Source organism: Bacillus sp. DU-106 (assembly GCF_004799705.1).
In the GTDB taxonomy this organism is placed as follows: domain Bacteria; phylum Bacillota; class Bacilli; order Bacillales; family Bacillaceae_G; genus Bacillus_A; species Bacillus_A cereus.
Map to the genome: position 1 here is coordinate 12,501 of NZ_CP026607.1, position 15,000 is coordinate 27,500.

Consider the following 15,000-nt stretch of genomic DNA (forward strand, 5'->3'; position numbering starts at 1 on the left):
AGCTGTGATGGGGAAGCTCCTTATGGAGCGAAGTCTTTGATTCCCCGCTGCCAAGAAAAGCTTCTAGCGAGATAAAAGGTGCCTGTACCGCAAACCGACACAGGTAGGCGAGGAGAGAATCCTAAGGTGTGCGAGAGAACTCTGGTTAAGGAACTCGGCAAAATGACCCCGTAACTTCGGGAGAAGGGGTGCTTTCTTAACGGAAAGCCGCAGTGAATAGGCCCAAGCGACTGTTTAGCAAAAACACAGCTCTCTGCGAAGCCGTAAGGCGAAGTATAGGGGGTGACACCTGCCCGGTGCTGGAAGGTTAAGGAGAGGGGTTAGCGTAAGCGAAGCTCTGAACTGAAGCCCCAGTAAACGGCGGCCGTAACTATAACGGTCCTAAGGTAGCGAAATTCCTTGTCGGGTAAGTTCCGACCCGCACGAAAGGTGTAACGATTTGGGCACTGTCTCAACCAGAGACTCGGTGAAATTATAGTACCTGTGAAGATGCAGGTTACCCGCGACAGGACGGAAAGACCCCGTGGAGCTTTACTGTAGCCTGATATTGAATTTTGGTACAGTTTGTACAGGATAGGCGGGAGCCATTGAAACCGGAGCGCTAGCTTCGGTGGAGGCGCTGGTGGGATACCGCCCTGACTGTATTGAAATTCTAACCTACGGGTCTTATCGACCCGGGAGACAGTGTCAGGTGGGCAGTTTGACTGGGGCGGTCGCCTCCTAAAGTGTAACGGAGGCGCCCAAAGGTTCCCTCAGAATGGTTGGAAATCATTCGTAGAGTGCAAAGGCATAAGGGAGCTTGACTGCGAGACCTACAAGTCGAGCAGGGACGAAAGTCGGGCTTAGTGATCCGGTGGTTCCGCATGGAAGGGCCATCGCTCAACGGATAAAAGCTACCCCGGGGATAACAGGCTTATCTCCCCCAAGAGTCCACATCGACGGGGAGGTTTGGCACCTCGATGTCGGCTCATCGCATCCTGGGGCTGTAGTCGGTCCCAAGGGTTGGGCTGTTCGCCCATTAAAGCGGTACGCGAGCTGGGTTCAGAACGTCGTGAGACAGTTCGGTCCCTATCCGTCGTGGGCGTAGGAAATTTGAGAGGAGCTGTCCTTAGTACGAGAGGACCGGGATGGACGCACCGCTGGTGTACCAGTTGTTCTGCCAAGGGCATAGCTGGGTAGCTATGTGCGGAAGGGATAAGTGCTGAAAGCATCTAAGCATGAAGCCCCCCTCAAGATGAGATTTCCCATAGCGTAAGCTAGTAAGATCCCTGAAAGATGATCAGGTTGATAGGTTCGAGGTGGAAGCATGGTGACATGTGGAGCTGACGAATACTAATAGATCGAGGACTTAACCATATAATATGTAGCAAATGTTATCTAGTTTTGAAGGAATATGCCTTCATAGTTTGGTGATGATGGCAGAGAGGTCACACCCGTTCCCATACCGAACACGGAAGTTAAGCTCTCTAGCGCCGATGGTAGTTGGGACCTTGTCCCTGTGAGAGTAGGACGTCGCCAAGCAACTAAAAACACAAGTCATTTGACTTGTGTTTTTTTATTTCCCATGAAATAGATTTGGTTCCATTAATAAAAAATTTGAAATATAGTAAGGGATTTTTTGAGCAGAAATACTTAGAAATTGATAAATAAATGGATAATCTTCAGAACCATAACTTCCAAGTAAGTCATACCACCAATCTGTTTCATATCTAGAAATCATGCTTAAATTATAGAGCAATAAATAATGAATGAGGAGTTCAGGTAATATTGGCTTAGGATTTCTAGGGTCAGTCGTAAGTGGCAAATAATAAGTATTAGTAAGATGTTCATAGTATAAAGGAGTACTGTACATAGGATTCCATGATTGAATAGGCGCTGTAAAAAGTAAATTCGATTCATTAGTCTTCTCAGGTACGTGTTGTATTGATAAATGCTTACAAGATGTTTCAATGTAACGAGAAAATCTCTCTTTAGTCATATGTAATCGATCTAGTAGGTTGACTGAAAAGGAGAGCTCATTTTTAATTGTTGAATCAATTTTATATAAAGTTGATCCTTTTTGACTATAACGAAATAAATTTTGTAATTCTGGAATATTTCCCATTAGTTCTAACATGTTAAATTTTTCTGCTTCTAAGTGTTTCATGTGAAACAGTTGTTCTGCAACATGAGTAAACAATCCGTTTTTTTGTACCTTCACCTCATCTTCTAAAAATTGATACCCTTGTTTTTTTCGTTTGCGAGTTGTAACGCCATGAGCTAAAACAGTAGTGGATTCAGGATAGTTAGGGTCAATAGTTAGTAGGCATGCTTTAAACAGTTGACTGATTCCATAAAATAACAACATTGGTTGAATGGAAAATGGAGCTGTCTTATATAATTCATAATAATTTTTACCGTGTTCTAAGTAATAAATAAAGGGATAACAATTTTCAAAACTTTTTTTTTCTGCATCCTGAATAGAGGATTTTTCATAACAACGGGCAAGATAACGTTGTACGTTTTGAGATGAAAAAAAGAAACTTAACTGCTGCCAAGTACAAGATGTTTGATGCATATATTACGCTCCTTTTATTGTCTAAAAATTCTAACATATATATACGTCCTTGACAGTATTTTAACCAATTGATAAGCTACTAATAATAATTTCTGGTATCATAGGGGGAACAATTATGTGGGAATCTAAATTTGTTAAAGAAGGTTTGACTTTTGATGATGTATTACTTGTACCAGCTAGGTCAGATATATTACCAAGAGAAGTAAGTGTTAAAACAGTTTTATCTGAAAGCTTACAGCTAAACATCCCGTTAATTAGTGCAGGAATGGATACAGTAACAGAAGCTGACATGGCTATTGCAATGGCTCGCCAAGGTGGTTTAGGAATTATTCATAAGAATATGTCTATTGAGCAACAAGCAGAGCAAGTTGATAAAGTAAAGCGCTCTGAAAGCGGCGTTATTTCAGATCCTTTCTTCTTAACTCCAGAACATCAAGTATATGATGCAGAACATCTTATGGGAAAATATCGTATCTCAGGTGTACCGGTTGTAAATAATTTAGATGAGCGAAAATTAGTTGGTATTATTACAAACCGTGATATGCGCTTCATCCAAGACTACTCAATCAAAATTTCTGACGTAATGACAAAAGAACAATTAATTACAGCTCCAGTTGGTACTACACTGGAAGAAGCTGAAAAGATCCTACAAAAGTATAAAATTGAAAAACTCCCTCTTGTTGATAATAACGGTGTATTACAAGGGCTTATTACAATAAAAGATATTGAAAAAGTAATTGAATTCCCAAACTCTGCTAAGGATAAGCAAGGACGCTTATTAGTTGGAGCAGCAGTTGGTGTAACAGCGGATGCTATGCTTCGCATCGATGCATTAGTAAAAGCTAGTGTAGATGCAATTGTACTTGATACAGCACATGGACATTCTAAAGGTGTTATTGATAAGGTAAAAGAAGTTCGTGCTAAATACCCATCACTAAATATTATCGCTGGAAATGTTGCTACTGCTGAAGCAACGAAAGCATTAATTGAAGCTGGTGCAAACGTAGTTAAAGTTGGTATTGGACCAGGTTCTATTTGTACAACACGCGTTGTAGCCGGTGTTGGTGTACCACAATTAACTGCAGTTTATGATTGTGCAACAGAAGCTCGTAAACACGGTATTCCAGTTATTGCTGATGGTGGTATTAAGTACTCTGGTGATATGGTGAAAGCTTTAGCGGCAGGAGCACATGTTGTTATGCTAGGTAGCATGTTTGCAGGTGTTGCAGAAAGCCCTGGAGAAACTGAAATTTACCAAGGTCGTCAATTTAAAGTGTATCGTGGTATGGGTTCTGTCGGTGCGATGGAAAAAGGAAGTAAAGATCGTTACTTCCAAGAAGGTAATAAAAAGCTTGTCCCAGAAGGTATTGAAGGACGAGTGCCATATAAAGGACCTTTAGCAGATACAGTTCACCAATTAGTTGGTGGCTTACGTGCAGGTATGGGATATTGCGGAGCACAGGATTTAGAATTCTTACGCGAAAATGCACAATTCATTCGTATGTCAGGTGCTGGCTTACGTGAAAGTCATCCTCATCACGTACAAATTACAAAAGAGGCTCCAAACTACTCATTATAATGTCTTATATACAAATAGACAGAGATTTGATATCTCTGTCTATTTTTTTTTGATTATGTTAGAATAACGGTTATGTGAGTACATAGATATTGGGGGTAGCAAAAGTGAAAGGTATGTTTTGCAAAAGATTCATTGCTTTGGTAACAGTGCTTACACTAGCTTGTAGCATTTTTATGCCATATAGCAATGCATCAGCTGAAACAGGAGCCGCTTTAAACATTGAAGCAGGTGCGGCAATTTTAGTAGAAGCGAATTCTGGGAAAATTTTATATCAAAAGAATGCAGATGAATTATTATCCATTGCTAGTATGACAAAGATGATGAGTGAATATTTAGTTCACGAAGCAGTGGATAAAGGAAAACTTAAGTGGGACCAGAAAATTAAGGTTTCTGAATATGCATATAAGGTTTCACAAGATGCTTCATTATCAAATGTTGCATTAGAAAATGGTGGCTCTTATACAGTAAAAGAGTTATACGAAGCAATGGCAATCTTTTCTGCAAATGGTGCAACAATTGCATTAGCAGAAGCAATTGCAGGTAAAGAAGTAGACTTCGTAAAAATGATGAATGACAAATCGAAAGAACTAGGGTTAAAAAATTATAAATTTGTCAATTCTACAGGTTTAACGAATAAAGATTTAAAGGGAATGCATCCTGAAGGAACAACAGCGGATGAAGAAAATAAAATGTCTGCAAAGGATGTTGCAACTTTAGCACAACATTTAATTAAAGATTATCCAAAAGTGTTAGATACAGCAAAAATCCCTAAAAAAGAATTCCGTCCAGAAAAAGAGAAGTTTGGAATGTCGAACTGGAACTGGATGTTAAAGGGCTTAGTTAAAGAATATGATGGCGTAGATGGCCTAAAAACAGGCTCAACTCCAGAAGCAGGAGATTGCTTCACTGGTACGGTTGAAAGAAACGGAATGCGTTTTATTTCTGTAGTTATTAAAACAAGTTCTCATACAGCACGTTTTGATGAAACAAAGAAGCTATATGATTATGGATTTGCTAACTTTGAAGTGAAACAAATGTATAAAAAAGGTTCTTCAGTAAAAGGACAAGAAACAGTACGAGTAGAAAATGCGAAAGATAAAGATGTAGCAGTTCAAACGAAACAAGCTATTTCACTTCCAGTGCCAAAAGGAAGTAAAGATGTTTATAAAACAGAATTAAAAGAATCAAGTAAGGGACAAGAAGCACCTATTAAAAAGGGAGCTGCGCTTGGTCAAATGGTAATTACGCCAAAAGATACAAACGACCCTGGATTTTTAACTGGTAAGTCACTGCAAGTGGATCTTGTAACGACATCTGAAGTAGAAGAAGCAAACTGGTTTACTCGTGCTATGCGTGGAATTGGTTCATTCTTTAGTGGTATGTGGAATAGTGCTGTTGATACAGTAAAAGGTTGGTTTTAAAAGCTCCTCACGATAGGAGCTTTTTTTTATTCCTATTTTTCATACCGACTTTATGAAAAAGTAGTAGACAAGCATCTGATAGTTAGTGGTAGAATGTAAGAGTATTCTTAATTTTCGCCTTTAACGGGGGAAAGCAATTCACCTAGGGGGGTTTTTGTACATGACAAATGTAACAGGGACAGAACGTGTAAAACGTGGAATGGCAGAAATGCAAAAAGGCGGCGTTATTATGGACGTAGTTAACGCTGAACAAGCAAAAATTGCAGAAGAGGCAGGTGCAGTTGCCGTTATGGCATTAGAGCGTGTACCAGCAGATATTCGTGCAGCAGGTGGCGTTTCTCGTATGGCAGACCCAACAATTGTTGAAGAAGTTATGGGTGCGGTGTCAATTCCGGTTATGGCAAAATGCCGTATCGGTCACCTTGTAGAAGCACGTGTATTAGAATCATTAGGGGTAGACTATATCGATGAGAGTGAAGTATTAACTCCTGCTGATGAAGTATACCATTTAAATAAACGTGATTACACAGTTCCATTTGTATGTGGTTGCCGTGATATCGGAGAAGCTGCACGTCGTATTGCAGAAGGTGCATCTATGCTTCGTACAAAAGGTGAACCAGGAACAGGAAACATTGTAGAGGCAGTGCGTCATATGCGCCAAGTCAATGCAGAAATCCGTCAAGTTGCGAGTCTACGTGAAGATGAGTTAATGACATATGCAAAAAATACTGGCGCTCCTTACGAAGTATTACTTGAAATTAAACGTCTTGGTCGCTTACCAGTTGTAAACTTTGCGGCAGGTGGTGTAGCAACACCAGCAGATGCAGCATTAATGATGCAACTTGGTGCTGATGGGGTATTTGTTGGATCTGGTATCTTCAAATCAGAAAACCCAGAGAAATTTGCACGTGCAATCGTTGAAGCAACGACTCATTATGAAGATTACGAACTAATTGCAAGCCTTTCTAAAGGATTAGGTAATGCAATGAAGGGTGTCGAAATTTCAACGTTATTACCAGAACAACGCATGCAAGAGCGTGGATGGTAATTAAAGGAGAACTTTAAAATGGTGAAAATCGGTGTACTAGGTCTTCAAGGTGCAGTTCGTGAGCATGTAAAATCAGTTGAAGCAAGTGGTGCAGAAGCTGTTGTTGTAAAGCGTATAGAGCAACTTGAAGAGATTGATGGTCTTATTTTACCGGGCGGTGAAAGTACAACAATGCGCCGTCTTATTGATAAGTATGCTTTCATGGAACCACTTCGTACATTTGCAAAGTCTGGTAAACCAATGTTTGGTACATGTGCAGGGATGATTCTTCTTGCGAAAACACTTATTGGCTATGAAGAAGCACATATTGGTGCTATGGATATTACAGTTGAGCGCAATGCGTTCGGACGCCAAAAGGATAGTTTTGAGGCTGCGCTTTCAATTGAAGGCGTGGGTGAAGACTTCGTTGGTGTATTTATCCGTGCGCCGTATGTTGTAGAAGTAGCTGATAATGTTGAAGTGCTTTCTAAGCATGGTGACCGAATGGTAGCGGTAAGACAAGATCAGTTTTTAGCTGCTTCATTCCATCCGGAATTAACAGATGATCATCGTGTGACAGCATACTTTGTTGAAATGGTAAAAGAAGCGAAAATGAAAAAAGTTGTATAAGTAACTTGCAACTTGTATAAGATTATAGTAAATTGATGGTAACAATTTTATAAAATAAGCGTGTTGATAGGAAATAGTAACAAATGTCGTTTCTTATAGAGAGTCGATGGTTGGTGGAAATCGATAGAAACAGTTTGTGAATCCATCCTGGAATGGAGTGTGGAATATCTTTTGGATTAGTAAGCATTCCCGGTGAAGAGCCGTTATTTCTACTTGAGAGGAAAGCGGTAATGCTTTCAACTAGGGTGGCAACGCGGGTTAACTCCCGTCCCTTTATATAGGGACGGGAGTTTTTTGTGTTTTATAAAATAAAAGGAGGAGTATATAATGCTTGATATTAAATTTTTACGTACAAACTTTGAAGAAGTAAAAGCGAAATTACAGCATAGAGGCGAAGATTTAACTGATTTCGGACGTTTTGAAGAACTTGATACGAGAAGAAGAGAACTACTTGTTCAGACAGAAGAATTAAAAAGTAAACGTAACGAAGTATCTCAACAAATTTCTGTATTAAAGCGCGAAAAGAAAGATGCAGAAGCTCTAATTTTAGAAATGCGTGAAGTTGGAGAAAAAGTAAAGGATCTTGATAACGAACTTCGTACAGTTGAAGAAGACTTAGAAAGATTAATGTTATCTATTCCAAATATCCCTCATGAATCTGCTCCAGTTGGTGAAACAGAGGATGATAATGTAGTAGCACGTACTTGGGGAGAAGTGAAAGAATTTACTTATGAGCCAAAACCACATTGGGATCTTGCTACTGATTTAGGAATTTTAGATTTTGAACGCGCTGGGAAAGTAACAGGAAGCCGCTTCGTATTTTACAAAGGTGCTGGTGCAAGATTAGAGCGTGCTTTAATTAGCTTTATGCTTGATCTTCATACTGATGAGCATGGATATGAAGAAGTATTACCTCCATATATGGTAAACCGTGCAAGTATGACAGGAACAGGACAACTTCCAAAGTTTGAAGAAGATGCATTCCGTATTGAAAGTGAAGATTACTTCTTAATTCCAACAGCTGAAGTACCTGTAACGAATATGCATCGTGATGAGATTTTAAATAAAGAGCAATTGCCTATAAGATATGCTGCATTTAGCTCTTGCTTCCGTTCTGAAGCAGGTTCAGCTGGGCGTGATACACGTGGTTTAATTCGCCAGCATCAGTTCAATAAAGTAGAGCTTGTGAAGTTCGTAAAACCAGAAGATTCTTATGAAGAGTTAGAAAAGTTAACAAATGATGCAGAACGCGTGTTACAATTATTAGAGTTGCCATATCGCGTTATGAGCATGTGCACAGGCGATTTAGGATTTACAGCAGCGAAGAAATACGATATTGAAGTATGGATTCCAAGCTATGGCACATATCGTGAAATTTCTTCTTGTAGTAATTTTGAAGCTTTCCAAGCGAGACGTGCAAATATCCGTTTCCGCCGTGAACCAAATGGAAAACCAGAACATGTTCATACATTAAATGGATCTGGTCTTGCAATTGGACGTACGGTTGCAGCTATTTTAGAGAACTACCAACAAGAAGATGGTACAATTATAATTCCAGAAGTTCTTCGCCCTTATATGGGAGGAAAAACAGTTATTAAGTAAATTTAAACATTCATCGGTATGAGTGATTGGTAATTATGAGCGTTGTCAGTACTGTAATGTAGGAAGGGGAAAGTGAAATTTTCCTTTCCTCATAATTTATTTTAGTAGGGTTGACTAACTGTTTTTCTTTTGATATTATATTTGATGTCAATATGGAGGTATACCCAAGTCTGGCTGAAGGGATCGGTCTTGAAAACCGACAGGCGGCGAGAGTCGCGCGGGGGTTCGAATCCCTCTACCTCCTCCAGATATAATTGACAACAGCGCATATAAGTGGAGATTGGAGAACTCGTTACCAACACGTAACGAGTTTTTATTTTAAAACCAATCATAAAGTATGGTGTAAGGTAATTTTGTCCTTATTACACACTCATATTCCGATGATTATCTTCATAGATATGAAAGGAGTCAACATGGATCTTATTATACAAACGTTTCCTTTAGATGGAAAAACTTTATATTATGTACAATGTCCTGTCTGTAAGAACAATAGAATTTTAAACAGTGGTGCAAACGTATCACGCATTATTAGTGATGATACATTCCGTAAACTTTGTGGTTGTACTTGTGATGTAAAACCAGCTACGAGTAAAGTAGAGGCGCCAAAACAAGTTAAAAAAGCAGCTGTAAAGAAAGAAGCAGCTCCAAAACGTACAGGTAAAGTATTAACGGCAGTAATTAACGGGAAAGAAATGACTGTTAAAGAGATTGCTGAAGCATACGATATTAGTACAAGTACTGTTCGTCAGCGCATTAACGCAGGAAAACCTGAGAGTGAAATTATTGCTCCAACAAAGAAGAAGTAATTTAATAGGAAAACCCGTGCATATGCACGGGTTTTTTATTTTACAAGTTTACGTGTTTGTTTTAAAAAATGGCCAATTTTTTTTATGATTGGTTCGATTGAATCACCATCTTTTAAAATATCGTACTCATTAATATTTAAGCGTAATACAGGGCATGAATTAAAGTTGTTAATCCAGTTTTCATAACGTCCATGCATTTCTTTCCAGTACTCAATTGGTGTTTGCTGTTCCATTGGGCGCCCGCGTTCTTGAATACGATCGACAATATCATCGAAAGAACCTTCTAAGTAAATTAATAAGTCTGGATGAGGGAAGTAAGGAGTCATGACCATAGCGTCAAATAAACCTTTGTATGTTTCATAATCAGTTTCCGTCATTGTTCCTTTTTCATGATGCATCTTTGCGAAAATTCCAGTGTCTTCGTAAATGGAACGATCTTGAACAAAACCGCCACCATATTCAAAAATTCTTTTTTGTTCTTTAAATCGTTCTGCTAAAAAGTACACTTGTAGGTGGAAGCTCCAGCGAGTGAAGTCCGCATAGAACTTGTCCAAATATGGATTGGAATCTACTTTTTCAAATGATGTGCGATAACCTAAAGCATTAGCTAATGCAGTTGTCATAGTTGATTTACCCACACCTACTGTTCCGGCGATAGTGATTACTGCGTCATTGGGTATATCATATTTTTGCCTTAAATTCATTATTATTTCGACTCCTTTAAGAGAGTATTTTGAAGGGCAGATAGGATAACGTTTAAATCATCAGGATTTTTTACAAAATCCATATCGTCGCCATTAAATTTCAATACTGGTATTTCCGGATGATCTTTTTTAAAAGCATCCATTGCTGTTTCATAATCTTTTGTGAGCTGTAGTAAATAATTTGGATCCATGTTTTTTTCAAATTCTCTTCCGCGCATGGCGATTCGTTTTTGCAATGTCTCTAGGCTAGCTGTTAAATAAACAATGACATTTGGCACAGGCATATCTTGTGTAAGGATACGATAAATTTGCATGTATTTGTCATATTGAGAGTCTTTTAATGTGCGGGATGCAAAAATTAAATTTTTAAAGATATGGTAATCCGCTACTACTGGTTTCCTTTGATTCAAGTACTTTATGTTAATGTCTTCTAATTGTTTGTATCTATTACAAAGAAAGAACATCTCTGTTTGAAAACTCCATTCGTCGATGTCTTCATAGAACTTTCCTAAAAAGGGATTTTCATCAACAATCTCTTTTAGTAAGTGGAGTTGCATGTGAGTTGAAATTTCCTTCGCAAGTGAAGTTTTTCCAACACCAATTGGTCCTTCAACCGTGATAAATGGTACTCCGGTCACGCTGTTTCCTCCTTTCAATCAGTGATTTACCGTGACTACTAAAAACACAAAACAGAATTATTGTAGCACAAGAGGGAAGCGAGCGGGTTAATTTGATATAAAAAGTTAGAAAATAGATATATGTATTAATTAAATTTTATTTTGGTTGATGATGTTATATTTGCTTTCAATGTAGTTTCCATTATTTTTAAAGCATGTATATTATCTTGGTCGTTGTTAGAGGCGATACAATCCTGTGGTACATACAATTTATAATTTCTCATATGAGCATCATTAGCTGTAAATAGGATACATATATTTCCGGCAACCCCTGTTAATATTAGATTTTCTATTTTTAAATAACCTAGTAATGAATTTAAAGGTGTTTCATAAAAAGCGGAATAATGTGGTTTAATAAAAATGTACTCATCAAAACTTGGAGCAATCTTATGGATTATATTTTCGCTATATTCATTTGTGCAATGAGTAATAAGTTGGTCGATATCAGATCTCCAAAGTTGATAATGGTCATTAACGTAAATTATAGGATAGCCGAAGGATTTCATTTTTTTCTTTAATTGTAAAATAGGGTTTGTTATAGTTTCGCATTTTTTAGCTAGAATGGGTCCGTGGGAAAATTGAAAGTCATTAATCATATCGATAATGAGCAAGGCGGTATTTTTCATATGTAATCCCCTCTCTTTTTTCTTTTAGGGTGGATTGAATTTGTAAAAGTTATCCCCTGTGTAGTAAATGGAAATAAGTGTACTTTATTTGTAATGAAAGGACTATGTTATGGAACAAGATCAAGATATTTATTTTATGCAATTAGCGATAGAAGAAGCTAAAAAGGCAGAGGAAATACAGGAAGTACCAATTGGAGCAGTTATAGTGTTAGATGGTGAGGTAATTAGTGTTGCCCATAATTTAAGGGAAACTGAGCAAAGATCAATAGCTCATGCTGAGTTGCTAGCGATAGATGATGCATGTAAAAAATTAGGGACATGGCGTTTAGAAGATGCAACATTGTATGTAACATTAGAACCTTGTCCAATGTGTGCGGGTGGAATTGTTTTATCACGAGTGAAGCGAGTTGTATATGGTGCAAGTGATCCGAAGGGCGGATGTGCAGGGACATTGATGAATCTTTTAACGGATGAACGCTTCAATCATCAATGTGAAGTAGTATCTGGTGTACTAGAGGAAGAATGCGGTGCGTTGTTAACAAACTTTTTTAGAGAGCTTCGTAAAAAAAGAAAAGCAATAAAAAAATTAGAGAAGAATACTGGGAACTAACGTATTTGCATTTTCTAAAGAAACAAGTTATACTGATAATGCCTTTAATGAAGGCAACCGAATATTGGTTTTAACTTTGCCGTGCTAAGCGGGGAGGTAGCGGTGCCCTATACTCGCAATCCGCTCTAGCGAGGCCGAATCCCCTCTCGAGGTTATGTTGCTGTAAGGTCTGCCTTAAGTAAGTGGTGTTGACGTTTGGGTCCTGCGCAACGGGACCCCGTGAACCTTGTCAGGTCCGGAAGGAAGCAGCAATAAGCGGGTCTTCTCGTGTGCCGCAGGAGTGCCTGAACCGAGCTAACTGCTTGAGTAACGCTTATGGTACGTAATCGACGGAGGGTGCACGGCAGTTATATATGTATACAAAACTCACCTTAATACAAAGGTGAGTTTTTTGTATAGAAAATAACTTTTGGAATCTATAAACAGAATGGGTTATAATAAATGAGATAATAACCTTTGAGGGAGGCCGTATTTTCGTGTCATACCAAGCGTTATACCGAACATGGAGACCGCAAAAGTTCGAAGATGTAGTCGGTCAAAAGCACGTGACAAAAACGTTGCAAAATGCCCTTCTTCAAGAGAAAGTTTCACATGCTTATTTATTTTCTGGCCCGAGGGGAACAGGAAAAACGACAATTGCAAAAGTATTTGCAAAAGCAATTAACTGTGAACATGCTCCGGTAGCTGAACCTTGTAATGAATGTCCTTCTTGTTTAGGAATCACACAAGGATCCATTTCAGATGTATTAGAAATTGATGCGGCTTCAAATAACGGTGTAGATGAAATTCGAGATATTAGAGATAAAGTAAAATACGCTCCAAGTGCTGTAGAATATAAAGTATACATTATTGATGAAGTTCACATGCTTTCTATGGGTGCATTCAATGCGCTTTTAAAAACCTTAGAAGAGCCGCCAGGACATGTTATCTTTATTTTGGCGACAACAGAACCTCATAAGATCCCACCTACAATCATTTCACGTTGTCAGCGCTTTGAATTCCGAAAAATATCAGTGAATGATATTGTTGAGAGATTATCAACGGTCGTGACAAATGAAGGTACGCAAGTGGAAGGTGAAGCATTACAAATTGTTGCGCGTGCTGCCGAAGGTGGTATGCGTGATGCGCTTAGTCTTATTGATCAGGCTATATCTTATAGTGATGAGATTGTTACGACAGAAGATGTATTGGCCGTAACAGGATCTGTTTCTCAGCAATACTTAGGCAATTTAGTAGAGTGCATACGTGAAAATGATGTATCAAGAGCATTGCAAATCATAGATGAAATGATGAGTAAAGGGAAGGATCCAGTTCGTTTTATGGAGGATTTCATTTACTATTATCGTGATATGCTTTTATATCAAACTTCACCACAACTAGAACATATGTTGGAACGAGTAATTGTAGATGATCAATTCCGTAAGTTGAGTGAAGAAATGCAACCGGAAGTGATCTATGAGATTATTCATACCCTTAGTAAGGGACAACAGGAAATGAAGTGGACAAATCATCCGCGTATTTTCTTAGAAGTTGTTATGGTGCAATTGTGTCAACAGTTTATGATGCAAGCAAATGGTACAGATCGTTTGCAAGCAATTATGAACAGGATGCAGCAACTGGAGAAAGAGTTAGAGCAAGTCAAAAAGAACGGTGTGCCAGCAGGTGTACAACAGGAAGTAAGAGAGACACGTGCAACACCAAAACCGGTACGAACAGGAAGTATGAAAATTCCTGTCGGACGTGTAAATGAAGTATTAAAACAAGCGAAGCGTCAAGATTTAGAACAATTAAAAGCTGTATGGGGTGAGTTGTTAGGAAGACTCAAATCATATAACAAAGTAGCGTTTGCCGTTTTACTTGAAAATAGTGAACCAGTGGCAGCTTCAGATGACACTTACGTTTTAGCATTTCAATATGAGATTCACTGTAAGATGGCGAGCGAAAATCGAGAAGCTATGGATACAGTAGAACAAGCTTTATTTGAATTGCTAAGTAAAAGGTTAAATATGATTGCCATTCCAAAAAGTGAATGGGGTAAAATCCGTGAAGACTTTTTACAACGTGAAGGTGGAGAGTCTGAAGAAAGCCCGGAGAAAAAGGAAGACCCTCTTATAGAAGAGGCAGTGAAGTTAGTAGGGCAAGAACTCATTGAAATAAAAGAGTAATAATAATTAGGAGGAATTAATTATGATGCGTGGCGGAATGGGAAATATGAATAACATGATGAAACAAATGCAAAAGATGCAAAAGGACATGGCGAAAGCACAAGAAGAGCTTGGTGAAAAAACAGTTGAAGGTACAGCTGGCGGCGGAATGATTACAGTTATTGCAAATGGTCACAAGCAAATTCTTGAAGTGAAGATTAAAGAGGAAGTTGTAGATCCAGAAGATATCGAAATGTTACAAGACTTAGTATTAGCTGCAACAAATGATGCACTTAAAAAGGCTGATGAGCTTTCAAACTCTACAATGGGTAAATTTACAAAAGGCTTAAACTTACCAGGTGGAATGTTCTAGGAGGATATTGATACATGCATTATCCAGAACCAATATCAAAACTAATCGATAGTTTTATGAAGTTGCCAGGTATCGGACCGAAAACAGCGGTTCGATTGGCATTTTTCGTATTAGATATGAAAGAAGATGATGTGTTAGGTTTCGCGAAAGCACTTGTAAATGCGAAGCGAGATTTAGCGTACTGTTCTGTATGCGGACATATTACTGATCGTGATCCTTGTTATATTTGTAATGATTCACATCG

14 protein-coding genes, 1 tRNA gene, 2 rRNA genes, 1 other RNA gene and 1 other annotated feature (2 of these 19 running past the window's edge) are annotated in these 15,000 nt (G+C 38.5%); of the genes, 14 read left to right on the plus strand and 4 right to left on the minus strand.

Annotated features, from left to right (window positions below; genetic code table 11):
• Positions 1-1,356, plus strand: a 23S ribosomal RNA gene (locus C3Y97_RS00050); it begins 1,566 nt to the left of the window's first position.
• Positions 1,357-1,405: 49 nt separating this feature from the next.
• Positions 1,406-1,521 (plus strand): 5S ribosomal RNA (gene rrf / locus C3Y97_RS00055).
• 34 nt (positions 1,522-1,555) lie between these two features.
• On the opposite strand, the gene C3Y97_RS00060 is transcribed toward rrf, so the two are convergent.
• Positions 1,556-2,557, minus strand: a complete 1,002-nt coding sequence (locus C3Y97_RS00060) for a YaaC family protein (RefSeq protein WP_000554287.1) — start codon at positions 2,555-2,557, stop codon at positions 1,556-1,558.
• A gap of 115 nt (positions 2,558-2,672) precedes the next feature.
• Between C3Y97_RS00060 and guaB the strand changes: the two genes are divergently transcribed.
• The 7 genes from guaB to C3Y97_RS00095 all read left to right on the plus strand — a co-directional run bounded on the left by guaB (position 2,673) and on the right by C3Y97_RS00095 (position 9,622).
• Positions 2,673-4,136 carry an IMP dehydrogenase gene (guaB, locus tag C3Y97_RS00065; protein WP_000264088.1) on the plus strand — a complete coding sequence of 488 codons (1,464 nt, stop codon included), beginning with the start codon at positions 2,673-2,675 and terminating at the stop codon, positions 4,134-4,136.
• Between the two features lie 113 nt (positions 4,137-4,249).
• Positions 4,250-5,557, plus strand: a complete 1,308-nt coding sequence (gene dacA / locus C3Y97_RS00070) for a D-alanyl-D-alanine carboxypeptidase DacA (protein ID WP_124749816.1) — start codon at positions 4,250-4,252, stop codon at positions 5,555-5,557.
• Between the two features lie 160 nt (positions 5,558-5,717).
• Entirely contained in the window at positions 5,718-6,605 is an 888-nt protein-coding gene (gene pdxS, locus C3Y97_RS00075; RefSeq protein WP_000186165.1) for a pyridoxal 5'-phosphate synthase lyase subunit PdxS, read from the plus strand.
• An 18-nt stretch (positions 6,606-6,623) separates the two neighbouring features.
• Complete coding sequence (gene pdxT / locus C3Y97_RS00080; RefSeq protein ID WP_000238785.1) at positions 6,624-7,214, plus strand: pyridoxal 5'-phosphate synthase glutaminase subunit PdxT; 591 nt, start codon at positions 6,624-6,626, stop codon at positions 7,212-7,214.
• A 54-nt stretch (positions 7,215-7,268) separates the two neighbouring features.
• Positions 7,269-7,490: a binding site (T-box leader), on the plus strand.
• A gap of 51 nt (positions 7,491-7,541) precedes the next feature.
• Complete coding sequence (gene serS, locus C3Y97_RS00085) at positions 7,542-8,816, plus strand: serine--tRNA ligase (RefSeq protein WP_000884187.1); 1,275 nt, start codon at positions 7,542-7,544, stop codon at positions 8,814-8,816.
• Positions 8,817-8,970: 154 nt separating this feature from the next.
• Positions 8,971-9,063 (plus strand) — tRNA-Ser (locus C3Y97_RS00090).
• Positions 9,064-9,229: 166 nt separating this feature from the next.
• The gene (locus C3Y97_RS00095) at positions 9,230-9,622 is read left to right on the plus strand and encodes a sigma factor-like helix-turn-helix DNA-binding protein (protein ID WP_000364193.1); all 393 of its coding nucleotides are present in this window, start codon (positions 9,230-9,232) and stop codon (positions 9,620-9,622) included.
• Positions 9,623-9,657: 35 nt separating this feature from the next.
• Here the strand turns inward: C3Y97_RS00095 and C3Y97_RS00100 are convergent, their stop codons facing one another.
• The 3 genes from C3Y97_RS00100 to C3Y97_RS00110 all read right to left on the minus strand — a co-directional run bounded on the left by C3Y97_RS00100 (position 9,658) and on the right by C3Y97_RS00110 (position 11,629).
• On the minus strand, positions 9,658-10,326 hold the full coding sequence (locus tag C3Y97_RS00100; protein ID WP_001053585.1) for a deoxynucleoside kinase: 669 nt from the start codon (positions 10,324-10,326) through the stop codon (positions 9,658-9,660).
• A gap of 2 nt (positions 10,327-10,328) precedes the next feature.
• Entirely contained in the window at positions 10,329-10,964 is a 636-nt protein-coding gene (locus tag C3Y97_RS00105) for a deoxynucleoside kinase (RefSeq protein ID WP_000148218.1), read from the minus strand.
• Positions 10,965-11,089: 125 nt separating this feature from the next.
• Complete coding sequence (locus C3Y97_RS00110; RefSeq protein ID WP_000798724.1) at positions 11,090-11,629, minus strand: cysteine hydrolase family protein; 540 nt, start codon at positions 11,627-11,629, stop codon at positions 11,090-11,092.
• A gap of 109 nt (positions 11,630-11,738) precedes the next feature.
• Between C3Y97_RS00110 and tadA the strand changes: the two genes are divergently transcribed.
• The 5 genes from tadA to recR all read left to right on the plus strand — a co-directional run.
• Positions 11,739-12,239 carry a tRNA adenosine(34) deaminase TadA gene (tadA, locus tag C3Y97_RS00120; protein ID WP_000434327.1) on the plus strand — a complete coding sequence of 167 codons (501 nt, stop codon included), beginning with the start codon at positions 11,739-11,741 and terminating at the stop codon, positions 12,237-12,239.
• 79 nt (positions 12,240-12,318) lie between these two features.
• Positions 12,319-12,583, plus strand: an RNA gene (gene ffs / locus C3Y97_RS00125) — signal recognition particle sRNA large type.
• Positions 12,584-12,715: 132 nt separating this feature from the next.
• On the plus strand, positions 12,716-14,404 hold the full coding sequence (gene dnaX / locus C3Y97_RS00130) for a DNA polymerase III subunit gamma/tau (RefSeq protein WP_000121587.1): 1,689 nt from the start codon (positions 12,716-12,718) through the stop codon (positions 14,402-14,404).
• A gap of 25 nt (positions 14,405-14,429) precedes the next feature.
• Positions 14,430-14,756, plus strand: coding sequence for a YbaB/EbfC family nucleoid-associated protein (locus tag C3Y97_RS00135; RefSeq protein ID WP_014894853.1), 327 nt, complete (start codon positions 14,430-14,432; stop codon positions 14,754-14,756).
• A gap of 14 nt (positions 14,757-14,770) precedes the next feature.
• Positions 14,771-15,000: the beginning of a recombination protein RecR gene (gene recR / locus C3Y97_RS00140; RefSeq protein WP_000559169.1), read on the plus strand. It continues 367 nt past the right edge of the window; only the first 230 of its 597 coding nucleotides appear in the window; it begins with the start codon at positions 14,771-14,773; its stop codon lies beyond the right edge, outside the window.